The following is a 22,453-nucleotide window of genomic DNA, read 5'->3' on the forward strand; positions in this document are numbered from 1 at the left end:
TGGTAGACTCCGCCGCCATTATGATCCGACTTCAGAACCTGACTTTACAGCGTGGCCCGCAACGTCTGCTAGAAGACGCCGAGCTGACCCTGCACGCCGGCCACAAAGCCGGCCTCATCGGCGCCAACGGTGCCGGCAAATCCAGCCTGTTCGCCCTGCTGCGCGGCGAGTTGCACCCGGATTCGGGCGACTGCCTGCTGCCGGCCGACTGGCGCATTGCGCACATGCGTCAGGAGGTCGACACCCTCGAGCGCCTGGCGGTCGATTATGTGCTCGATGGCGACCTGCGTCTGCGCGAGGTGCAACGCGAGCTTGCCGCCGCCGAGGAGGCCCATGACGGCACCGCACTGGCGCGCCTGCACGCCGAACTCGACAGCGCCGACGGTTACACCGCCGATGCGCGGGCGCGCAAGCTGCTCGCCGGTCTTGGGTTCACCAATGAGCAGATGGATCGTCAGGTAGGCGATTTCTCCGGTGGCTGGCGGATGCGTCTGAATCTGGCGCAGGCACTGATGTGCCCTTCGGATCTGCTGCTGCTCGACGAACCGACCAACCACTTGGATCTCGACGCGATCATCTGGCTCGAAGAGTGGCTGAAGAGTTATCCGGGCACCTTGCTGCTGATTTCCCATGACCGTGACTTCCTCGACGAAGTTGTGGATCACGTCGCCCATGTCGATCAACGCAAACTGACCCTCTACCGGGGCGGCTACACCGCGTTCGAACGCGCCCGTGCCGAGCGTCTGGCCCAGCAGCAACAGGCCTACGAGAAGCAGCAGGCGCAGCGTGCGCACATGGAAAGCTACATCGCTCGCTTCAAGGCGCAAGCGACCAAGGCCCGTCAGGCGCAGAGCCGGATCAAGGCGCTGGAGCGCATGGAAGAATTGTCGGCGGCCCACGTCGATTCGCCGTTCGACTTTGTCTTCCGCGAGTCGACCAAGATCTCCAGTCCGCTGATCGACCTGTCCGATGCGCGCCTTGGTTACGGCGACAAGACCATCCTCGAGAAGGTCAAGCTGCAACTGACCCCCGGGGCGCGGATCGGTCTGCTCGGGCCGAACGGCGCGGGTAAGTCAACGCTGATCAAGAACCTCGCCGGCGAGCTTGAACCGCTGGCCGGGCGCCTGACCCGTGGCGAAAACACCGTGGTCGGCTACTTCGCCCAGCATCAGCTCGATTCGCTGGACTCCAAGGCCAGCCCGTTGCTGCATTTGCAGCGCCTCGCGCCGGGTGAGCGCGAGCAGACCTTGCGCGATTTCCTCGGCGGCTTCGACTTCCGGGGCGCGCGCATCGATGAGCCGGTGCTGAATTTCTCCGGTGGCGAGAAGGCGCGTCTGGCCCTCGCGCTGATCGCCTGGGAGCGGCCGAACCTGCTGCTGCTCGACGAACCGACCAACCACCTCGACCTGGAAATGCGTCTGGCGCTGACCATGGCCTTGCAGGAATTCAGCGGCGCGGTGCTGGTGGTCTCTCACGATCGGCACTTGCTCAAGAGCACCACCGACAACTTCTATCTGGTCGCTGACGGCAAGGTCGAAGAGTTCGACGGCGATCTCGAAGACTACGCGCGCTGGCTGGTGGAATACCGTCAGCGCAATGCGCCGGTCAGCAACACGCCTGTCAACCCGGACAAGACCGACAAGAAAGCGCAGCGCCAGGCGGCGGCAGCGTTGCGTCAGCAACTGGCGCCGCACAAGCGCGAGGCCGACAAGCTTGAAGCCGAGCTGGGCAAGCTGCACGAGAAACTGGCCAAGGTCGATGCCAGCCTCGGTGACAGCGATATCTACGAGCCGGCGCGCAAGAATGAATTGCGTGATCTGCTCGCCGAACAGGCCAAGTTGAAGGTACGTGAAGCCGAGCTGGAAGAAGCCTGGATGGAAGCGCTGGAAACCCTGGAAAGCATGCAGGCGGAGCTGGAGGCGTTGTCCTGATGGAAGCCTTCAAGCTGCCTTTCTCGGCGGTGTGGGTCGAACCGTTGTGGTTCACCGCGCAGATTCTGCTGATTCTGCTGGCCGGTTACCTGACCCAGCGTTTCGTCGCCAAAGGCCTCACTCGCCTGGGTGAGCGCTATCCGTTTCCGCCGCAGTTGCTGATGCCGCTTCGCGGCGTGTTGCGCTGGCTGATCATGGGCAGCGCGCTGCTTTTCGTGCTCGAGCGCCTCGGCGTTTCGGCCACGGTGCTGTGGACGGCGCTGTCGGGATTTGTCGCGGTGGCGGCGGTGGCGTTCTTCGCCATGTGGAGCGTGCTGTCGAACCTGCTCTGCGCGATTCTGATCTTCACCGTCGGGCCGTTCCGCCTCGGCGACGTAGTCGAGCTGGTGGATACCACCGACAAGCCTGGCGTCAAAGGCCGGGTGATCGCGATCAATCTGCTCTACACCACGCTGGTCGAAGCCGAAGAGTTAGGCACCGGCAGCGCCATGGTGCAGGTGCCGAACAGCCTGTTCTTCCAGCGTTCGGTGCGGCGTTGGCGCGGGACCGATGTGTTTCCTTCCAGCGGGTTTGAGAAGTAATTTCTACGTCGTCTGTTCCGACGCCTTCGTCGGAACGCCGCCCGGAGCAGGCTCGCTCCCACATTGGAATCCGTTCCCCCTGTGGGAGCGAGCCTGCTCGCGAAGGGGCCCTCAGCTTCCCGCAATATTTAGCAAAAAACTGGTAGTCATCCACACGAAGCCGCATTAGCTTAGGCATTTGTCACAAGCATCAGCCGAGGTGTGCGATGGAGCTTCAAACATGGCTGGCATTCTTTGCCGCCTGCTGGGTGATCAGCCTGTCCCCGGGCGCGGGCGCCATCGCGTCGATGTCCAGCGGTCTGCAGTACGGATTCTGGCGCGGCTACTGGAACGCACTGGGCCTGCAGATCGGTCTGGCGGTGCAGATCGCGATTGTCGGCGCGGGTGTTGGCGCTGTGCTCACCGCTTCGGCCACAGCATTCCATGCGATCAAATGGTTCGGTGTCGCCTATCTGGTTTACCTGGCGATCAAGCAATGGCGGGCGCTGCCCATGGACATGAGCGATGACGCCGCAGTGCGGCCGATCGGCAAGCCGCTGGCTTTGGTGTTTCGCGGCTTTCTGGTGAACATCAGCAACCCCAAGGCGTTGGTGTTCATGCTCGCGGTGTTGCCGCAGTTCATCAATCCCCATGCGCCGCTGCTGATTCAGTATGTGGTGATCGGCGTGACCATGGTTTTCGTCGATCTGATTGTCATGGCCGGATACACCGGACTGGCGTCGAAGGTGCTGCGCCTGTTGCGCACGCCCAAGCAGCAGAAACGCATGAACCGCACCTTTGCCGGGTTATTCATTGGCGCGGCGGCGTTCATGGCGACGTTGCGCAAAGCGGCGGCGTAAACCGCTCGGACAGAAAAAAGGCGACCTCAAGAGGTCGCCTTTTTCATTTCTACCGAGACATCGGGGCAAGCGAGCTTTTGTGGCGAGGGGATTTATCCCCGTTGGACTGCGCAGCAGTCCCAATCGTCTTGAATCAATAGCGAGGGCCGCTTCGCGACCCAACGGGGATAAATCCCCTCGCCACAGAGCCCTTCGCCACAAAAGTCCTCAGATCGGCTCAGCGTAAAATCACCGGCGCCGTATCACGCGGCAGATTATTGCGCTGCGGCGCTTCACGCGGCTGCTCATAACCGTCACCGCCACCGAGTTGCATGCTCAGTTGCCCGGCCACGTCTTCGCCCAAGGCCTTCGACACCTCACGCACCACCCGCGGACGGTTCAGCGAGATCTTGATGTCGCGATGGTTCACCAGTTTGGTGTCCTGCGCTTCGCCCATCGCCGTGAAGGCCGAGGTGATCTCGTAGGTCTTGGTATTGATCAGGCTGAAATCCGCCACCAGCGTCAGGCCCAGCACTGCCGAGTAGCTGTCGGTGTGCGCCAGCTCGTTGATGTCCTGGGTGAAATCGATGTCGGACACGGTGCCGAACAGCACGTAGTCGGCGCCTTTGAAGTTGCCGGCCTTGATGCGCTTGATCACGTCATACACGTCGCCTTTGGATGAGGCGGTATACGGCGTGCCCTGCACCAGCTGGAACATGCCGGTACGCAGGATTTCACCCTTGATGTCGCCGGTGAATTTGCGCAACTCACCCTGTTCGATATAGCTGGTGGTCGCTTCGATCTCGTTGTAGCTCGAAGAACCGCTGGCGCTGTAGTAACTCTCGCGGTGATTGCTCTGCGCCGAAACGATGTGGATGTATTGCTCCACGCGCTCCTGATACGCCAGATCCGTCACCGCCACTTTCGGGGCCGCCTGCGCGCTGAACGCGCAAGCCAGGGCCATCATGCCAATCCATGTGCGCATCGATTAACGCTCCGTGGTTTTGCGGATCTCTTTTTCGTCCATCCACTCGGCCAGACCGCTTTCGACGTCGATCAACTGCAGGCTGAATTTGTAGAAGACGTCCTTGTAGTCGCTGCTGCGCTTGACGATCGAGCTGATCGAGCCTTCGATGCGGTACTTGGCGGCAACCATGTTGCCGGTCTTGGCCACGGTGCTTTTCTTGTACAGACCGCTCTGGTTTTGCAGCTTGAGCTGGTCAACCTGGCTCTGCATTGCATTGTTGTCGCTGGCAAAGCGCGCGACACCGGTCTTCATCAGCTGGGTCTTGATGCTGGTGGTGATTTCGCGGGTGTCGATGTACTCGCTGGTCTTGTTCTTCACATCGTAGACCTGAACCACCGGACGGCCCTGCAGAATGCCGGACTGGGCCAGCGAGCGGGTCATCGACTCGGCGATCATTTGCAGGTCGGTCGAACCGAATTCGTTGGTCACGGTTTCAACAGCCTTGGTGTCGCCGTAGCTGATGTTCTTGCTGCCCAGGGTCGGCGAGGTGTTGGCGCAACCGGAGGCGAGCAGGGCGATGACGGCGATGCAGGAAAAGCGTGCAAACATGAGAAAGCTCTCTCAATCAGAAATAGGGTGGCGGGCTTAAGGCGTCTTGATTTCCAGACGGAAATCCACGGCTTTCGGGGTCGGGGCGATGGCCTGAATGAAGCTGGTCTGGGCGCCGTACATCATCTGGCTTTTCCACACTTCTTCTTCGGCAACCGGGAAACCTTCGGCGCCGAGCCAGGCGAAGCGGTAGTAGAAAATCTTGTTGCTGTTAAGGGTGTTGCTCAACTGCACGTTGACGGTCATGAAGCCGTTTTCACGAGCCACGCGCATGGCGCCGACGACGATGTGTTTCTGCGGGCCCATGGCCACGACTTTGCTCGCGGCGCTGCCCGGCTCTGGCGGTGGCGGGGTAGCGCAGCCTGTCAGCAAGGCGAGGGCGGCGACGGCGATGATCTTCAAGCGCATTGCAAAGACTCCGTTCTTAAGGTTGTTTGAGGCTGGCGACGTTGGTCGCGGCAGCGCTCGGCATTACGTGAGCAGCGATGCCGCCAGCGAATACCTGGTTGCCCACGGCACGCAGGCTGATCACTTGGTAGCGCTGGTCGACAGTGACCTTGACCACCGAGCCGCCGACGGCGCTCGGCAGGGTAACCTGATGCTCACCTTTTTTCAGGCGCAGACGCACCACTTGGGTGTTGTCCGGCAGGGTGCGCCATGTACGGGTATCGGCACCTTCGAGCACTGCTGAAGAAATACCCACGGCGAGACCGGCCAGCGGATTGGTTTCGTTGATCTGCTTCTGCGCCACGCCTTTGGTGATCGCGCGCACGGTGGTGCGCACGATGATCCCCGGCATGTCATCACGCAGAGCGCGGCGGGACATGGCGGTGGTGCTGTTCAGTGCGGTCAGGTCGACCTGCTTGCCGTCGACGCCGATCTGCGTAAAAGGCGCGGTGGAGGTGTCCGGTTTGATGATCGGGAACGACAACGGGGTGATCACCACGTTGTTGGAAATCGGCAGCGGCAGCGGTACGCGAATCGAGTCACGGGCCGGGGCCAGACCGCTCTGCACGACGATGAGAATGTCGCTGTCATCGGATTTGGAAGGCTTGTCGAGGTTGACCAGCGCCTGCTCGAGCAGCGGCGTATTCGGGCGCAATTCGGCAGCCTTGCGATAACCCGGCGCGGCCAGATCCTTCTCGCCCAGGGCTTCGTAAACGAAACCGGCCAGGTAATGGCTGAACGCACTCTGGTAGCTGTTTTTCAGGCCGACCACTTCCGGCGCGTCGAGGCTGGCCACCGGATAACCCTGCAGATCCTTGTACTGGGTCTTGATGCCTTCTTTCTCGGCCTGTTCTTCGCTCTTGAGGTATTCCTTGTCGCGCAGGTCAGCGATCACTGCTTCGCGTTCGTGAGTCTTTTTGATCGCCGTGCGGGCACCATCGAAATCGTTGACCGCCAACAGGTTCAGAGCCATCTGCGTGGTCAGCATGACTTTTTCGTAGTCATAGCCTTCGTAGCGACGCACCTTGTCGTTGACGATGAAGCTGCCGAACTGCGCCAGGTACTTGGCCGAGTCGAGCTTGACCGCGTCTTCCCATTGACCGACCACCTGATCGGCGCTGCCCCAGGCGTTCTGGCTGCCTGACAGGTCGCCCTTGGCGCGCAGCAGTTCGCCTTTCTCGAAGTAATAGAGCAGGTCTTTGTCGGTACCGGTGTTGTTCTTTTCCAGCAGGGTCAGCGCCGCGTCGACGTTGCCGGATGCCAGTTGCTGATTGGTCTGGGCCAGTTCGGAATCGTAGTTGCGAAACGCTGCGCAGCCGGACAACAGCGTGACGGCGCTGAGCGCGAGCAGCATGGGAGCGCGGAATGCCATGGGTACTTCTTCCCTGAGTAAAAAACTTGCAGCCGCGTGTGCTGGTCGGGCTGGTGTGACCTATCGACGGCGGCGCTGGCCTCCTGCCAATTCCTCATGCGTGAGGAGCTTTTGATGCCGGCTCGCTGGGCGAGGGCGCGGCATTATAAACGTGGGGTGATGGCTATGTAATAGCTTTTTGGGTGCATTTCTAGATGTTGTGCCATCACTTCTCCGCAGAAGCGGGTTTATCCAACGCGGGTTTTTGATTCGGTACAAAGGCTGATCCGACGGTATAGACCTGATCCCGGAATACCCGCAGGTGCAGAATCTGGCGGTCCTGGTCGACGCGCATTTCAAAAGGGTGGTCGATGGACGCAGGCGCAAAACGGAAGGTATGCAGGCCTTTTTTCAAGCGTAGGCGGGCGACCAGCGTCTTGTCCGGCAACGCTCGCCATGTGCGGGTGTCGGCTTCTTCGAACGGATCATGCTGAGTGACGATCAACGAGGCTTTCGCCGGGTTGCGCTCGTTTTCCTGCGCTTGACCGATGGCGGCCATGTTGGCACGGAACATCGCCCGCGAGATGATTTGCGGCATGTCGTCGCGCAGTGTGCGCATGGACATATCGGTCACGCTATTGATCACTACCAACGGCTGTTTGCGACCGTCTACGGTGATATGGCTGAAGTTGGGTGTGACCGCGTCCGGCACCATCACCGGGAATGAAATGGGCGCAATGATGACCAGCGTTTCGTTCAGACGAACCGGGATCGGCACCTGCACGGAGCTGCGAGCCGGGGCCAGGCCACTCTGGATAATCAGCAACACATCGCTTTCATCGGCTTTCGCTGGCGGTTTGTCGAGATTGCGCAGGGCCTTTTGCAGCAAGGGCATATCCGGCCGCAGTTCGATCGCCTGACGATAACCGGCCGCCGCGAGGGCGCGTTCGCCGAGGGCTTCATAGGTGAATCCGGCCAGATAGTGGCTGAACGCACTCTGATAGCCGTTTTTCAGCTCAACGACCTGCGGCGCATCAAGCAAGGCGACCGGGTAGCCTTCCAGTTCCTTGTAATGGAGAACTTTGCCTTGAGCTTTTGCCTGTTCCTCGGCCGCTTCGTATTGCTTTTCACGCTGGCGGGCGATCAATGCTTCGCGTTCGTGGGTTTTCCTGATGTCTGCGCGGGCGCCGGCAAAGTCATTGACGGATAGCTGGTTCAAGGCCATTTGCGTAGTCAACATGACCTTTTCGTAATCGTAGCCTTCATAGCGCCGCAGCTTGTCGTTGACCAGCATCGTGCCCATTTCATCACCGAAACGGGCCAGTAATTTCATCGCGCCGGACGGGTTGGCTTCCTCGCGCTGGAAGATCATGCGGTCGGCATTGCGCCAGGCGTCCTGGCTGTCGGGCAGGGCACTGCCAGCGCTGAGGATCGCGCCTTTTTCCAGGTAATACAGCAGATCTTTGTCTTCCCACGGGTTGTTCATTTCCACCAGTGCCAGAGCCCCGGTCAGATTGCCCCGGGTCATTTGCTCGGTGGTCTGCTGCATTTCAAGATCGTAGTTGCGATAGGCGGCACAACCGCTCAACTGAACAGCGACGCAAAGCAGCAAAACGAACGGAAGACTCCGCATTGAGGTTGATTCCTTGCGCGCAAATGCTCTGGGGCGGGCAGTATAAAGTGGATGGTGGCAAATGGCTGCGATCTTGATCGAGCGTCAATCGGCAGCGGGCAGTGCGGCAATACTCGGCGACAAACGCTGCTGCCGTCTGCCGGGTATTTCCTGCCAATCAAAGCGAAACGCCGACAAAGCTTGAGAGAAATGTCTTCGAAGTGAACAATATGTAACTTCGCATTTCCATTTGAGATTCGTTCATGACTGCCTCGTCCCGATTGCTGGCCTGGCTGCTGTTCCCGTTATTGTCCCTGAGCAGCCTGCCGCTGCTGGCCGATACCGTGGAAGGCGCGCCGCAAGCGTTGCACCTGCTCGATTACATCAGTGCCGATTACCCGCCGACGGTCGCGGCAGGCAAAGTCATCGACGATGGCGAATACCGCGAGCAGCTGGAATTCACCCAGGTTCTGCAAGGCTTGATCACTGCATTGCCAGCCAAACCGGAAAAAGCCGCGCTGGAACAGGGCGTCGAATCTTTGCACGCCGCCATCACTGCGAAGCAGGACGGTGCTGATGTCGCCCGTCAGGCCCGACAGCTGGGGGCGAAACTGGCGGTGGCTTATGAAGTCAGCCAGGCACCGATCATCACTCCGGACCCGACACGCGGTGCGCCGCTGTATGCGCAAAATTGCTCGGTGTGCCACGGCGACACTGGTGCTGGCGACGGCCCGGCCGGTGTCGGTCTGACCCCTGCGCCAGCCAACCTGCGCGACGCTGCGCGGATGGATCACCTGAGTCTGTACGCGATCTACAGCACCCTCGGCCAGGGCGTCGAAGGCACCGACATGCCGGCGTTCGCCGATCAGCTCGATGATCGCCAGCGCTGGGATCTGGCCACCTACATCGCCGGCTTCAGCGCCGATGCGGCGGCCGCCAAGTCCGACAAGGTCTACAACATCGCCGACCTGGCCCGCCAGACCCCGGCCGAGGTGCAGGCTGCCGAGGGCGCAGAGGTCGCGGCGACGTTCCGTGCCCAGCGCGCGCAACCGCCGCAGGTCAAGCGCGGTCCGGCGCAGTTGCTCGATTACACCGCCGCCACGCTGGACAAAAGCCTCGCGGCCTACCGCGCCGGTGAACACGATCAGGCCTATGACCTGTCGGTGGCGGCGTATCTGGAAGGCTTCGAACTGGTCGAAAGCTCGCTGGATAACGTCGATGCCAACGTGCGCAAGGACACCGAAAAATCGCTGATGGCGTATCGGCAGTCATTGCAGGATGGTCTGCCGGTCGAGCAGGCCGAGCAGCGTCTGGACGCGGCCAAAGCCAAACTCAAGGAATCCGCCGGCCTGCTGGGCAGCGATGGTCTGAGCTGGTCGCTGAGCTTCATCTCCGGCCTGCTGATTCTGCTGCGCGAAGGCCTGGAAGCGATTCTGGTGCTGGCGGCGATCCTCGCCTTCCTGCGCAATACCGGTCAGCAATCGGCAGTACGCAGTGTCAACGTTGGCTGGGGTCTGGCACTGCTGGCAGGTCTGGGTACCTGGGCACTGGCGGCGTACGTCATCGACGTCAGCGGTTCGCAGCGTGAGTTGCTGGAAGGCGCCACCGCGCTGTTTGCCAGCGTCATGGTGTTGTGGCTCGGCGTGTGGATGCATGACCGCCGTCATGCGGCGGCCTGGCAGGATTACATCAAGAGCAGTCTGGTCGGCGGCGGTGGACGTTTCGGCTTTGCGATCCTGGCGTTCTTCTCGGTCTATCGCGAGTTGTTTGAAGTGATCCTGTTCTACGAAACCCTGTGGCTGCAGGCCGGTCCTGCCGGGCACAACGCCGTGCTGGCCGGCGGCGCGACGGCGCTGGTGCTGCTGGTCGGCCTGGCCTGGGTGATTCTGCGCGGCTCGGCGAAACTGCCGCTGACCTTGTTCTTTAGCATCAACGCTGCGCTGTTGTGCGCGCTGTCGGTGGTGTTTGCCGGGCATGGCGTCAAGGCCTTGCAGGAAGCCGGGATCTTCGGCACACGGCCGGTCGCGTTCTTTGAATTCGACTGGCTGGGGATCCATGCCGATGCCTATTCGCTGACCGCGCAGGTGGTGGCGATTGTGGCGATTGCTGTGCTGTATGGGCGCAGTTGGGTGGCGGAGAAGCGTCGGGTTTCGGCTGCATAAAGGCATTCGCTGCGCTCATATTCGCGAGCAGGCTTGCTCCCACAGGTTCGGTACGTATCCTGTGGGAGCGAGCCTGCTCGCGAATTTTTTGGAGGCAAGAACATGCGTGTATGGATTGATGCCGACGCCTGTCCACGGGCGGCGAAGGATCTTGTAGTGAAATTCGCCCTCAAGCGCCAGTTCGAAGTGGTGCTGGTAGCCGGGCAGCCGCAGACCAAGCCGGGGCTGGCCATCGTCAAACTGATCGTGGTGCCGAGCGGGCCGGATGCGGCGGATGATTATCTGGTCGAGCACGCCGTGCCGGGCGAGCTGGTGATCTGCAGCGATATTCCGCTGGCCGATCGGCTGGTCAAGAAGGGCGTGGCGGCACTGGATCCGCGCGGCAAGGAGTTCGATGCGCAGAACATGGGCGAGCGGCTGGCGGTGCGGAATCTGTTCACCGATCTGAGGGAGCAGGGCCAGATGAGCGGCGGCCCGGCGCCGTTTGGCGAGCGTGAAAAGCAGGCGTTTGCCAATGCGCTGGATCGGATTCTCACCCGGCTCACCCGCAAGCCCTGAGTCTTGCACAATCCCTGTGGGAGCGAGCCTGCTCGCGAAAGCTGTGTGTCATACAACCTGACGTTGGCTGATACAACGCATTCGCGAGCAGGCTCGCTCCCACACTCGGGTTTAGGTGCAGGCAGGGGTCAAGCGTCGTTTTCGTGAGTCAGTTCGAGCACGCGGTCGACCAGTTTGTTGATCCCCGAAGCCGCTTCACTGATGGTCTGCGCCAGCATGTACGCCGGGGTGGTGACCAGTTTGCGCGCCTTGTCTTCGACGATTTCCGTCACGGCGCACTCTTCGTGGGTGGCGCCCATTTTGTTCATGGCCGCAGCGGTGTCGGCGTCGTTGCCGATGGTGCAAGTCACCCCCGGGCCATAGATTTTCGCCGCCAGCGCCGGTGAGATGCAGATCAGCCCGACCGGTTTGCCCGCTTCGGCAAATGCTTCGGCCAGGGCCAGCACTTCAGGTTGTACGGTGCAGCCGGCGCCTTCGATGGCGAAGTTCGACAGGTTCTTTGCCGCGCCGAAACCGCCGGGCACGATCAGTGCGTCGAAATCCTCGACATCGGCGTCGCGGATATCCTTGACGTTGCCCCGGGCAATCCGCGCCGATTCCACCAGTACGTTGCGCGATTCCGGCATTTCTTCGCCGGTCAGGTGGTTGATCACATGCAATTGCGCGATGTTTGGCGCGAAGCACTGCACCTGTGCGCCGCGCTGGTCGAGGCGCAGCAGGGTGATGACACTTTCCTGGATTTCGGCGCCGTCGTACACGCCACTGCCGGACAGGATCACTGCAACTTTTTTGCTCATGGGCTTCTCTCCAGATTCATGGCGCTCAATGTCCCTTAAATCGTCGCGCGTGGCCATAGGGGCATGGCTGGCGCGCGCGGGAACAGAGCGCTCTCTCAATGGATCGCAACGGCGGCGGGGTGTTCATTATTTGCCTGGAATGCGCGTGGCAGCCGCCAGCGAATGGCTTATTCGGCTGGCGTTTTCGGCCCGGCAGGAGGGGGCGCTTCGGCCTGGCGCAACTGCTCTGCCTCGGCGGCCTTGGCGAGCTGCTCGTCCTGATAGATTTTCTTTGCCAGTTGCGCATTCTTGAAGCGGCGCCGCAGCCACAGGCCCAGCCCGAGGATCAGCAAGGCGCCGAGCACCCACAGCTCGTACTTCTTGATGCTGCCGAGCATGCCTTCCAGCACTGCGCCGAAGTGGTAAGCCGCCGCAGCCAATGCGGTGGCCCAGATCGCCGCGCCGATACCGTTGAGCAGCAGGTAACGTCCCGGTGGATAACCGGACAGGCCGATCGCCACCGGCATCACGGTGCGCAGGCCATAAACGAAGCGGAAGCTCAGGACCCAGATGTCCGGATGTTTGCGGATGTGCTCCAGCGCGCGGTCGCCCATCATCTGCCAGCGCGGCTTGCGCGCAAGCAATTTGCGCCCGTGCTTGCGCCCCAGGAAGTACCACAGCTGATCGCCGGCATAGCTGCCGAAGAACGCCACAACCACCACCAGGTTGATGTCCATGTATCCACGGAACGCAAGGAAGCCTGCGAGCACCAGAATGGTTTCGCCTTCGAAGAACGTGCCGAGGAACAAGGCAAAGTAGCCAAAGTCGTGCAGAAATTGTTGGAGCATTGTCTGGGTGCTGGCGAAATGAACGCGCAGCCTAACCCTTCGGGCACATTCATGAAAGTGTCCAAATGTGTCTCGACGTGAACATTTCCTACATCGACAATGGATTGCGGCTACCTGTCACAGAGCACACATAACTGTCATCTGTTAGTCATAATGGCCGTCTATAACTGTCACGCTCGCCCGTTTGCCCGGGCTCAGGAGTCTGCCGTGAGCTTTACCCCCGCCAATCGTCTGTTCCCAGCCACTCGTCTGCGTCGCAATCGTCGTGATGATTTTTCGCGGCGGCTGGTGCGTGAAAACGTATTGACGGTCGATGACCTGATCCTGCCGGTGTTCGTGCTCGACGGTGAAAACCGCCGCGAAGCCGTGGCCTCGATGCCGGGCGTCGAGCGACTGACCATTGATCTGCTGCTTGAAGAAGCGGCGAAATGGGTCGAGCTGGGCATTCCGGCGCTGGCGCTGTTCCCGGTCACGCCGCCTGAACTAAAATCCCTCGATGCTGCCGAAGCGTGGAATCCCGAAGGCATCGCCCAGCGCGCCACTCGCGCCCTGCGTGAGCGGTTCCCGGAGCTGGGCGTGATCACTGACGTGGCGCTGGACCCGTTCACCACCCACGGTCAGGACGGCATTCTCGACGAAGACGGCTACGTGCAGAACGACATCACTGTCGATGCGCTGGTGCGTCAGGCGTTGTCCCACGCCGAAGCCGGCGCGCAGGTGGTGGCGCCATCGGACATGATGGACGGCCGCATCCAGGAGATACGTGAGGCGCTGGAAATTGCCGGCCACGTCAACGTGCGCATCATGGCCTACTCGGCCAAGTACGCCAGCGCCTACTACGGCCCGTTCCGCGATGCCGTGGGTTCGGCGTCGAACCTCGGCAAGGCCAACAAGGCCTCTTATCAGATGGACCCGGCCAACAGCGACGAAGCGCTGCACGAAGTCGGTGCCGACTTGTCCGAAGGCGCGGACATGGTCATGGTCAAGCCGGGCATGCCCTACCTGGACATTCTTTTTCGCGTCAAAGATGCCTTCAAGGTGCCGACCTTCGTCTATCAGGTCAGTGGCGAATACGCCATGCACATGGCCGCTATCCAGAATGGCTGGTTGAGCGAAGCGGTGATCCTCGAGTCACTGACCGCCTTTAAACGTGCCGGTGCAGATGGCATCCTGACTTACTTTGCCGTTCGTGCCGCTCAATTGTTACGAGAGCAGAAATAGCCCTCCCAGGAACATTCCATGAATACCGAAGGACTCACTGAAGTTGCCGTAAAAGAAGCTCAGCCGGTGGTCGAGCAAATCACCGAAACCCCGCCGGAACTGGAGCCTGCGCCACCCGCGCCGGTTGCCGAAACCGCTGTGGCGGTGCCGGCGATCACCATTCCCGGCCTGGATGACAGCAGCCTGTACATCCACCGCGAGCTTTCGCAATTGCAGTTCAACATCCGCGTGCTGGAACAGGCGCTGGACGAGTCCTACCCGTTGCTGGAGCGGCTGAAGTTCCTGCTGATCTTCTCCAGCAACCTCGACGAATTCTTCGAGATCCGGGTCGCCGGGCTGAAAAAGCAGATCACCTTCGCCCGTGAACAGGCCGGTGCTGACGGCTTACAGCCGCATCAGGCGCTGGCGCGGATCAGCGAGCTGGTCCACGGTCACGTCGACCGCCAGTACGCGATCCTTAACGACATCCTCCTGCCGGAGCTGGAAAAGCATCAGGTGCGCTTCATCCGTCGGCGCAACTGGACAACCAAGCTCAAGACTTGGGTACGCCGCTATTTCCGCGACGAGATCGCGCCGATCATCACCCCGATCGGCCTCGACCCGACGCACCCGTTCCCGCTGCTGGTGAACAAGAGCCTGAACTTCATCGTCGAGCTCGAAGGCATCGACGCCTTCGGGCGCGACTCCGGTCTGGCGATCATTCCGGCGCCACGTCTGCTGCCGCGGATCATCAAGGTGCCGGAAGAAGTCGGCGGCGCCGGCGACAACTATGTGTTCCTGTCGTCGATGATCCACGCCCACGCCGATGACCTGTTCCAGGGCATGAAGGTCAAAGGCTGCTACCAGTTCCGTCTGACCCGAAACGCCGACCTGGCGCTCGATTCCGAAGACGTCGAAGACCTGGCCCGCGCCCTGCGTGGCGAGTTGTTCTCGCGGCGTTACGGTGACGCGGTGCGTCTGGAAGTTGCCGACACCTGCCCGAAACACCTCTCGGACTACCTGCTCAAGCAGTTCAACCTGAGCGAGACCGAGCTGTATCAGGTCAACGGCCCGGTCAACCTGACGCGTCTGTTCAGCATCACTGGCCTCGATAGTCATCCGGAGCTGCAATACACGCCGTTCACCCCGCAGATCCCGAAACTGCTGCAGAACAGCGAAAACATCTTCAGTGTGGTCAGCAAGCAGGACATCCTCCTGCTGCACCCGTTCGAGTCGTTCACGCCGGTGGTCGACCTGCTGCGTCAGGCCGCGAAAGACCCGCACGTGCTCGCGGTTCGCCAGACCCTGTACCGCTCCGGCGCCAACTCGGAGATCGTCGATGCGCTGGTCGACGCCGCGCGTAACGGCAAGGAAGTCACGGCGGTGATCGAGCTGCGCGCGCGCTTCGACGAAGAATCCAACCTGCAGCTTGCCAGCCGTCTGCAAGCGGCGGGCGCAGTGGTGATCTACGGCGTGGTCGGCTTCAAGACCCACGCCAAGATGATGCTGATCCTGCGCCGTGAGGCTGGCGAAATCGTCCGCTACGCGCACCTCGGCACCGGTAACTATCACGCCGGCAACGCCAAGCTCTACACCGACTACAGCCTGCTGACCTCCGACGACGCTTTGTGTGAAGACGTCGGCAAACTGTTCAGCCAGTTGATCGGCATGGGCAAGACGCTGCGCATGAAAAAGCTGCTGCATGCGCCGTTCACCCTGAAGAAGGGCATGCTCGACATGATTGCCCGCGAAACCCAGTTTGCCCTCGAAGGCAAACCGGCGCACATCATCGCCAAGTTCAACTCGCTGACCGATCCGAAGATCATCCGCGCGCTGTACAAGGCCAGCCAGTCCGGCGTGCGCATCGATCTGGTGGTGCGCGGCATGTGCTGCCTGCGTCCGGGCATCGCCGGGGTCTCGCACAACATTCATGTGCGCTCGATCATTGGCCGCTTCCTTGAGCACACGCGGGTGTTCTACTTCCTCAACGGCGGCGACGAGCAGATGTTCCTTTCCAGCGCCGACTGGATGGAGCGCAACCTCGACAAGCGCGTCGAGACTTGCTTCCCGGTGGAAGGCAAGAAGCTGCTGACTCGGGTCAAGAAGGAGCTGGAGCTGTACCTGACCGACAACACCCACAGCTGGAGTTTGCAGTCGGACGGCCGCTACATCCGCAACACACCCACTGGCAACCAGAACCCGCGCAGTGCCCAGGCGACGTTGCTGGAGCGGCTGGGCAGCCCGATATTGCCTGTCAGCAGTTAAGTGCCGAAGGTCAAAAGCCCCTCACCCTAACCCTCTCCCGGAGGGAGAGGGGACTGACCGAGGTGTCTTGCGTCATACACTGACCTGAAATACCTGATCGAACTCTGGCCTCAACGCTAGTACAAATCGGCTCCCTCTCCCTCGGGAGAGGGCTGGGGTGAGGGGAGAGCTACACCGCCGCTCTCAAGCCAAACCCAATAAAAAGGCGATCCTAACGGATCGCCTTTTTTGTGCCAGCCAGTTACTCAGTGCACCGTGAGGACAATTCCAACCCGCGTCAGCCAATCCGCTTCGAGGCCGAAATCCGCCTGGGTCAGCTGATTTTCATCCAGCCAGTTCTCCGGGAATTCCACGTCGAGATGATCGCCATTGGCATGCAGCGCCACCTGTGGCATCGCCTGGGTCCCGCGAATGTGATGGAACAGAATCGCAAACCGCAGCAGCACGCACAGGCGAATCAGTTTGATGCCGTCATCGCCGAATTCGGCGAATTTGTCCTTGGGAATATTGCGCCGATGCCCACGCACCAATAGCGCGAGCATCTGCTGATCCTCGCGGGAGAAGCCAGCCAGGTCGGAGTGCTCGATCAGGTAGGCGCCATGCTTGTGGTAGTGATAGTGAGCGATGTCGAGGCCGACTTCGTGCACTTTCGCCGCCCAGCCGAGCAGTTCGCGCCAGATGCCGTCATCCAGTTCCCAGTCCACGGCGACCTGATCGAAGGCGTGCAGGGCCTTGCGCTCGACCCGCGCTGCCTGTTCAAGATCGACGTGATAGCGCTCCATCAGCGAGGTCAGGGTGCGTTCGCGCACGTCTTCGTGATGATGGCGGCCGAGCAGGTCGTAGAGCACACCTTCACGCAGCGCGCCTTCACAATGATCCATGCGTTGCAGTTCGAGGGCGTCGAAGATCGCTTCGAGAATCGCCAGGCCCGCCGGGAAGATCGCCCGGCGGTCAGGCTTGATGCCTTCGAAATCGATCTTGTCGGCGTCGCCCAGCTTGAACAGTTTGCGCTTGAGCCACGCCAGGCCTTCGGCGTTGACCTCGCCGCTGCCGTGGCCGCCGGCCTTCAGGGCCAGGCCGATGGCGCGAATCGTACCGGAGGAGCCGATGGCTTCATCCCAGGTCAGGCGATGCAGGGCGTGCTCGATGCTCATGATCTCCAGGCGCGCCGCCGTGTAGGCCTGGGCGTAGCGGGCCGGGGTGATCTTGCCGTCCTTGAAATAACGCTGAGTGAAACTCACGCAGCCCATTTGCAGGCTTTCGCGCAATAAAGGCTCGAAGCGCTGGCCGATGATGAATTCGGTGCTGCCGCCGCCGATGTCGGCGACCAAACGTTTGCCCGGGGTGTCGGCGAGTGTGTGCGAAACGCCGAGATAGATCAGGCGCGCTTCTTCACGGCCGGAGATGACTTCAACCGTGTGGCCGAGGATTTCCTCGGCGCGGCGGATGAACTCGCCACGGTTGCGCGCTTCACGCAGGGCGTTGGTGCCGACGATGCGCACGGCGCCGAGCGGCATACCGTTGATCAGTTGGGCAAAGCGCTTGAGGCAATCGAGGCCGCGCTGCATCGATTCTTCGTTGAGCTGGCGCGCGTCGTCGATGCCGGCGGCCAGTTGCACCTTCTCGCCGAGGCGCTCGAGGATGCGGATTTCGCCGTTCTGGGCCTTGGCCACGACCATGTGAAAGCTGTTGGAGCCCAGGTCGATTGCGGCGATCAGGGACAGATTCTTGGCTTGGGATTGCGGCATGGTCAGGGGGTCTCGGTCGATAACCCCGACATCGTGCCACGATCAAACGCTGGCGCCAACGCGCATGGCTCAAACCGCCGGAGCGCGCACCCCGAACCTGATCGTTCCCACGCTCCGCGTGGGAATGCCTCACCGGACGCTCTGCGTCCGCTTTTGGGACGCGGAGCGTCCCTGGCTGCATTCCCACGCGGAGCGTGGGAACGATCAGGATGAGGCTGCTTCAGGCTGTCGCTTCCACCGTGCCAATAAAGTTCGCCAGCTCGGCCGTCTGCGGATTGGCAAACAACACCTTTGGATCGCCCACCTCATGCACCTTGCCATGGTGCATGAACACCAGTTTGTCGCCCACCTCCCGGGCAAAGCGCATCTCGTGGGTGACCATGATCAGCGTCATGCCTTCCTTGGCCAATTGCCGCACCACGCTGAGCACTTCATTGACCAGTTCCGGGTCCAGCGCCGAGGTGATTTCATCGCACAGCAGCACCTTCGGCGACATCGCCAAAGCCCGGGCGATCGCCACCCGTTGCTGCTGACCACCGGACAAACGGTCCGGGAAGGCATCGAATTTCTCCCCGAGCCCGACTCGCTCGAGCATTTCGCGCGCCAGTTCGGCTGCCTTGGCCTTGGGTACTTTCTGCACCACTTGCGGCGCGAGCATGACGTTCTCCCCGACGGTCAGGTGCGGGAACAGGTTGAACTGCTGGAAGACCATGCCAACCTTCTGTCGCAGGCTGCGCAGATCAGCGCGGGCGGCGTCGAGGTATTCGCCGTCGACTTCGATCACGCCGTCGTTGATCGACTCCAGGCCGTTGAGTGTGCGCAACAGAGTCGATTTGCCCGAGCCGCTGCGGCCGATGATCGCCACGACCTGGCCTTCCTCGACGCTGAGGTCGATGCCTTTGAGCACGTGGTGATCGCCGTAGTATTTATGCAGGGCGGAAATTCTAAGCAGAGGCATGCAGTCTCCTTTCCAGGTAGCGCGCACTGAGGGACAAGGGGTAGCAGAGCAGGAAGTAGCCGAGGGCGACGAGGCCGTAGACCATGAACGGTTCGAACGTGGCATTGGCGAGCATGCCGCCGGTCTTGGTCAGTTCGGTGAAGCCGATGATCGAAGTCACCGCTGTGCCTTTGACCACTTGCACCGAGAAGCCCACGGTCGGCGCCACGGCGATGCGCAGCGCTTGCGGCAGGATCACGTAGCGCAACTGCTCAAGCGGATTGAGCGCCAGGCTCGACGAGGCTTCCCACTGACCGTGGGGAATGGCCTCTACGCAGCCGCGCCAGATCTCCGCCAGATAGGCGCTGGTGAACAAGGTCAAAGCGATCGCGGCGGCCATCCACGGCGAAATCTCGATCCCGGCCAGCGCCACGCCGAAGAACACCAGAAACAGTTGCATCAACAGGGGCGTGCCCTGAAACAGCTCGATCCAGGTGCGGGCGATGCTGCTGGGCAGCGTGTTCTTGGAGATGCGCATCACCAGAATCAGCAGGCCGACGAGGCCGCCGCCAATGAACGCCACCAGTGACAGCGCCAGGGTCCATTGCAGGCCGGTGAGCAGGTTGCGCAGGATGTCCCAGAAAGTGAAATCGCTCATTGGCTGCTCCTCGCAATGAACCGCCGGCCAAACCAGTTGAGCAATTGGCGGATCAGCAGCGCCATGCACAGGTAGATCAGGGTGGTCAGCGCGTAGGTTTCAAAGGCGCGGAAGTTGCGCGACTGAATGAAGTTGGCGGCGAAGCTCAATTCTTCCGTGGCGATCTGCGAACACACCGCCGAACCGAGCATGACGATGATGATCTGGCTGCTCAGCGCCGGCCAGACCTTGCCCAGCGCCGGCAGCAGGACGACGTGGCGGAACGCTTCGAAGCGCGTCATCGCCAGTGCCGCAGCCGCTTCCAGTTGCCCGCGCGGAATCGCCTGGATGCCGGCGCGGATGATCTCGGTCGAATAGGCGCCAAGGTTGATCACCATCGCCAGCACTGCCGCCTGCCACTCGGAAATCTGCACGCCGAGCGACGGCAGGCCGAAGAAGATGAAGAACAGTTGCACCAGAAACGGCGTGTTGCGGATCAACTCGACGTAGACGCCGAAGATCGCTGAGAACGGGCGGATCTGCCACGCTCGCACCAGCGCGCCGACAATGCCCACGCCGACCCCGAGCAGCGCGCCGATGGCGGTCAGCTCAAGGGTAAACAGTGCGCCGCGCAGCAGCAGGTCGGTGTTTTCCACCACCGGCATAAAATCGAACTGATAAGCCATGAACGTCTCCCGCGCAGTCGATCAGAGATCGGCCGGCAGCGGCTCTTTCAGCCAGGTCTGCGAGTTCTTTTCCAGCGCGCCGTCAGCCTTGGCGGTGTTGAGGATGTCGTTGACCTTGGCCAGCAACGCCGCTTCGTTCTTGTTCACGCCCACGTAGACCGGGGAATCCTTGAGCTTCACCTTCAGCGCCGGCACGCGCTTGGGGTTCTTCTCGCTGATGGCCACCATCACTACGTTGCCGCTGGCGATCAGATCGACCTGGCCTGCCAGATAAGCAGCGATGGTCGAGTTGTTGTCTTCGAAACGTTTGATGGTCACGCCTTCGGGGGCGACTTTGCTCAGCTCGATGTCTTCGATGGCGCCCCGGGTGACGCTGATGGTCTTGCCCTTGAGGTCGTCGAGGCTGGTGATCGCGGCGTCTGGCGGACCGAACACGGCGAGGTAGAACGGCGCATAGGCGCGGGAGAAGTCGATGACTTTCTCACGCTCGGCGTTTTTGCCGAGGCTGGAGATCACCAGATCGACTTTGCCGGTGGTGAGGAACGGGATGCGGTTGGTGCTGTTGACCGGGGTCAGTTCGAGTTTGACCTTGAGTTGGTCAGCGAGCAGCTTCGCCGTGTCGATATCCAGGCCGCGCGGCTTCATGTCCGGGCCGACCGAGCCGAACGGCGGGAAGTCCTGGGGCACGGCGACTTTCAGCGTGCCGCGTTTGACCACGTCGTCCAGACCGTCGGCGTGAGCGGGGGCCTGGCACAGCAGCAGGCCGGCAAACAGGGAAGCGAGGAGGGCGCTGTAACGCTGGGTCATGGACAATCTCCGGATCGGCGGGAAGTGGTTGCTGCGATCGGACAGAGCATGGGCCGTGCCAACAGGCGGATTTCGCCCCGGCAGGCCGCGGCATCAGCGGCTTGGTTCGGTCTTACTGGTCTGAACAGTCAACTCGGTTTTCGCACTGCGATGGCGCATCGGCAGTGCGCGCCGAACCCCGCTGGGGCACGACTTGCCGGACTCGACGAATAGCTTTACAACTAGCCGCACCTTGGCCCTGACGCGTCCGCACATCATGAATTCGATCTCCCGCGCCGTACCCGAAGTGGCGCTGCAAGCGATCCGCAAACTGATCACCGAACAGGGCTTCGGTGCCGGCGACGCGTTGCCTTCGCAACGGGATCTGGCGCTGCAACTGGGCGTCAGTCGAGCATCGTTGCGTGAAGCGCTGTCGTCGCTCAGTGCACTGGGCGTGGTCAGCATTCAGCCGGGCAAGGGCGTGTTCGTGCAGTCGCCGGTCGAATTGTCGCGCGGCGACAACGCGCCAGGCTGGTCGTTTGCGGCGCAGGCATCGCCGCTGGATATCTTTCAATTGCGCTATGCGCTCGAAGGGTTTGCAGCAGGTTTGGCGGCAGTGACGTTGAGCACGTTCGATCTGGATGCGCTGGAAGACAACGTTGCGGCCATGCGCGAGCAATTGAAGCTCGGCGACTTTGAGGCAGCGGCGAAACTCGACTTCGAATTTCACCGGCGCATCCTTCTCGCCAGCGGCAATCAGGCGATGCTGAGCATCCTCACCGCCAGCGCCGAGATCTTTCTCGAGAGCCAGAAACTGCCGTTCATCCGCGCCGAGCGCGCCATGGAAACCTGGCAGGAACACCGCAAGATCCTCCGCGCACTGGCGCGCCGCGCCTCGGCGGCGGCGCAGAAAGCCATGCAGGAACACGTGCGCAACGCCGCCCTGCGCACCGGAATCGCCTTCATCGCTCCCGCCACGGCGTGAGTTGAGCTATACCCAAACTCATCAAGGGCCATAGCAACACTCAATCATCTGCGGCTTCCTGAACAAGGGAAGGGCGGCTATGATGGGCCACGTTTTTTTGCTTACAACCTGGAGAATTCCATGAGCAGCGATCTGATCAAACACGTTAGCGACGCTAGCTTCGAAGCCGACGTACTCAAGGCCGAAGGCGCTGTCCTGGTCGACTACTGGGCTGAATGGTGCGGCCCTTGCAAAATGATCGCACCGGTTCTGGACGAGATTGCCGAGACTTACAAAGGCAAGCTGACCGTCGCCAAACTGAACATCGACGAAAACCAGGAAACCCCGGCCAAGCATGGCGTGCGTGGTATCCCGACGCTGATGCTGTTCAAGAACGGCAACGTTGAAGCGACCAAGGTCGGCGCACTGTCGAAGTCGCAGCTGGCGGCTTTCCTCGACGCCAACATCTGAGCGTCGCAGTAAAACGCTGAAAAAAAGCCCCGCAAATCGCGGGGCTTTTTGCGTATTCAGGGCTAGACGCTCCGAAACTCAGGTGGTACATTCGGCCCC

The 22,453-nt window shown here is 61.3% G+C and carries 21 protein-coding genes; 9 read left to right on the forward strand and 12 right to left on the reverse strand.

Annotated elements, in window-relative coordinates:
• The first annotated feature begins 20 nt into the window (after nt 1-20).
• From CKW30_RS15605 to rhtB, 3 genes are all read left to right on the forward strand, one after another.
• Complete coding sequence (locus tag CKW30_RS15605; RefSeq protein WP_016772606.1) at nt 21-1,931, forward strand: ATP-binding cassette domain-containing protein; 1,911 nt, start codon at nt 21-23, stop codon at nt 1,929-1,931.
• Entirely contained in the window at nt 1,931-2,512 is a 582-nt protein-coding gene (locus CKW30_RS15610) for a mechanosensitive ion channel family protein (RefSeq protein WP_056791670.1), read from the forward strand. Before CKW30_RS15605 ends, CKW30_RS15610 begins: the two co-directional genes overlap by 1 nt.
• Before the next feature lie 206 nt (nt 2,513-2,718).
• Nucleotides 2,719-3,351 (forward strand): homoserine/homoserine lactone efflux protein, encoded by a 633-nt coding sequence (gene rhtB, locus CKW30_RS15615; protein WP_024014759.1) that lies wholly within the window; start codon nt 2,719-2,721, stop codon nt 3,349-3,351.
• Between the two features lie 217 nt (nt 3,352-3,568).
• Here rhtB and CKW30_RS15620 read toward each other — a convergent pair whose 3' ends face one another.
• From CKW30_RS15620 to CKW30_RS15640, 5 genes are all read right to left on the reverse strand, one after another.
• Nucleotides 3,569-4,315, reverse strand: coding sequence for a hypothetical protein (locus CKW30_RS15620; RefSeq protein WP_016772609.1), 747 nt, complete (start codon nt 4,313-4,315; stop codon nt 3,569-3,571).
• 3 nt (nt 4,316-4,318) lie between these two features.
• Nucleotides 4,319-4,906 carry a penicillin-binding protein activator LpoB gene (lpoB, locus tag CKW30_RS15625; protein ID WP_016772610.1) on the reverse strand — a complete coding sequence of 196 codons (588 nt, stop codon included), beginning with the start codon at nt 4,904-4,906 and terminating at the stop codon, nt 4,319-4,321.
• 36 nt (nt 4,907-4,942) lie between these two features.
• Nucleotides 4,943-5,314 (reverse strand): YcfL family protein, encoded by a 372-nt coding sequence (locus tag CKW30_RS15630; protein ID WP_095181265.1) that lies wholly within the window; start codon nt 5,312-5,314, stop codon nt 4,943-4,945.
• A 16-nt stretch (nt 5,315-5,330) separates the two neighbouring features.
• Nucleotides 5,331-6,725 (reverse strand): COG3014 family protein, encoded by a 1,395-nt coding sequence (locus CKW30_RS15635; protein ID WP_095181266.1) that lies wholly within the window; start codon nt 6,723-6,725, stop codon nt 5,331-5,333.
• Between the two features lie 205 nt (nt 6,726-6,930).
• Nucleotides 6,931-8,337, reverse strand: a complete 1,407-nt coding sequence (locus CKW30_RS15640) for a COG3014 family protein (protein ID WP_095181267.1) — start codon at nt 8,335-8,337, stop codon at nt 6,931-6,933.
• Nucleotides 8,338-8,579: 242 nt separating this feature from the next.
• Between CKW30_RS15640 and CKW30_RS15645 the strand changes: the two genes are divergently transcribed.
• The gene (locus CKW30_RS15645) at nt 8,580-10,478 is read left to right on the forward strand and encodes an FTR1 family protein (protein WP_095181268.1); all 1,899 of its coding nucleotides are present in this window, start codon (nt 8,580-8,582) and stop codon (nt 10,476-10,478) included.
• A 102-nt stretch (nt 10,479-10,580) separates the two neighbouring features.
• Nucleotides 10,581-11,036, forward strand: a complete 456-nt coding sequence (locus CKW30_RS15650) for a YaiI/YqxD family protein (RefSeq protein ID WP_041476910.1) — start codon at nt 10,581-10,583, stop codon at nt 11,034-11,036.
• Between the two features lie 128 nt (nt 11,037-11,164).
• Here CKW30_RS15650 and elbB read toward each other — a convergent pair whose 3' ends face one another.
• Together elbB and CKW30_RS15660 are read right to left on the reverse strand one after the other, a co-directional pair.
• Complete coding sequence (gene elbB / locus CKW30_RS15655) at nt 11,165-11,833, reverse strand: isoprenoid biosynthesis glyoxalase ElbB (protein ID WP_016772616.1); 669 nt, start codon at nt 11,831-11,833, stop codon at nt 11,165-11,167.
• 167 nt (nt 11,834-12,000) lie between these two features.
• On the reverse strand, nt 12,001-12,660 hold the full coding sequence (locus CKW30_RS15660; RefSeq protein WP_095181269.1) for a DedA family protein: 660 nt from the start codon (nt 12,658-12,660) through the stop codon (nt 12,001-12,003).
• A 207-nt stretch (nt 12,661-12,867) separates the two neighbouring features.
• Here CKW30_RS15660 and hemB point away from each other — a divergent pair, with 207 nt between their 5' ends.
• Together hemB and ppk1 are read left to right on the forward strand one after the other, a co-directional pair.
• Nucleotides 12,868-13,881 (forward strand): porphobilinogen synthase, encoded by a 1,014-nt coding sequence (hemB, locus tag CKW30_RS15665; RefSeq protein WP_095181270.1) that lies wholly within the window; start codon nt 12,868-12,870, stop codon nt 13,879-13,881.
• 18 nt (nt 13,882-13,899) lie between these two features.
• Nucleotides 13,900-16,125 (forward strand): polyphosphate kinase 1, encoded by a 2,226-nt coding sequence (gene ppk1, locus CKW30_RS15670; protein WP_095181271.1) that lies wholly within the window; start codon nt 13,900-13,902, stop codon nt 16,123-16,125.
• A 245-nt stretch (nt 16,126-16,370) separates the two neighbouring features.
• Here ppk1 and ppx read toward each other — a convergent pair whose 3' ends face one another.
• The 5 genes from ppx to CKW30_RS15695 form a co-directional block, all read right to left on the reverse strand.
• On the reverse strand, nt 16,371-17,873 hold the full coding sequence (gene ppx / locus CKW30_RS15675; protein ID WP_041476907.1) for an exopolyphosphatase: 1,503 nt from the start codon (nt 17,871-17,873) through the stop codon (nt 16,371-16,373).
• 220 nt (nt 17,874-18,093) lie between these two features.
• A complete protein-coding gene (locus CKW30_RS15680; RefSeq protein WP_007911148.1) occupies nt 18,094-18,831 on the reverse strand; it encodes an amino acid ABC transporter ATP-binding protein in 738 nt (245 codons plus the stop codon).
• Nucleotides 18,818-19,468, reverse strand: a complete 651-nt coding sequence (locus CKW30_RS15685) for an amino acid ABC transporter permease (RefSeq protein ID WP_016772621.1) — start codon at nt 19,466-19,468, stop codon at nt 18,818-18,820. The genes CKW30_RS15680 and CKW30_RS15685 overlap by 14 nt, the downstream gene beginning before the upstream one ends.
• Nucleotides 19,465-20,133 carry an amino acid ABC transporter permease gene (locus CKW30_RS15690; protein WP_024014752.1) on the reverse strand — a complete coding sequence of 223 codons (669 nt, stop codon included), beginning with the start codon at nt 20,131-20,133 and terminating at the stop codon, nt 19,465-19,467. The genes CKW30_RS15685 and CKW30_RS15690 overlap by 4 nt, the downstream gene beginning before the upstream one ends.
• 21 nt (nt 20,134-20,154) lie before the next feature.
• On the reverse strand, nt 20,155-20,940 hold the full coding sequence (locus tag CKW30_RS15695; RefSeq protein WP_016772623.1) for a transporter substrate-binding domain-containing protein: 786 nt from the start codon (nt 20,938-20,940) through the stop codon (nt 20,155-20,157).
• A 256-nt stretch (nt 20,941-21,196) separates the two neighbouring features.
• On the opposite strand from CKW30_RS15695, the gene CKW30_RS15700 reads away from it, so the two are divergent.
• Both CKW30_RS15700 and trxA read left to right on the forward strand, forming a co-directional pair.
• On the forward strand, nt 21,197-21,904 hold the full coding sequence (locus CKW30_RS15700; RefSeq protein WP_056791723.1) for a FadR/GntR family transcriptional regulator: 708 nt from the start codon (nt 21,197-21,199) through the stop codon (nt 21,902-21,904).
• Nucleotides 21,905-22,024: 120 nt separating this feature from the next.
• The gene (trxA, locus tag CKW30_RS15705) at nt 22,025-22,354 is read left to right on the forward strand and encodes a thioredoxin TrxA (RefSeq protein WP_003206727.1); all 330 of its coding nucleotides are present in this window, start codon (nt 22,025-22,027) and stop codon (nt 22,352-22,354) included.
• Nucleotides 22,355-22,453: the final 99 nt, after the last annotated feature.

This window comes from Pseudomonas sp. Irchel 3F6 (assembly GCF_900187595.1).
Lineage (GTDB): Bacteria > Pseudomonadota > Gammaproteobacteria > Pseudomonadales > Pseudomonadaceae > Aquipseudomonas > Aquipseudomonas siliginis.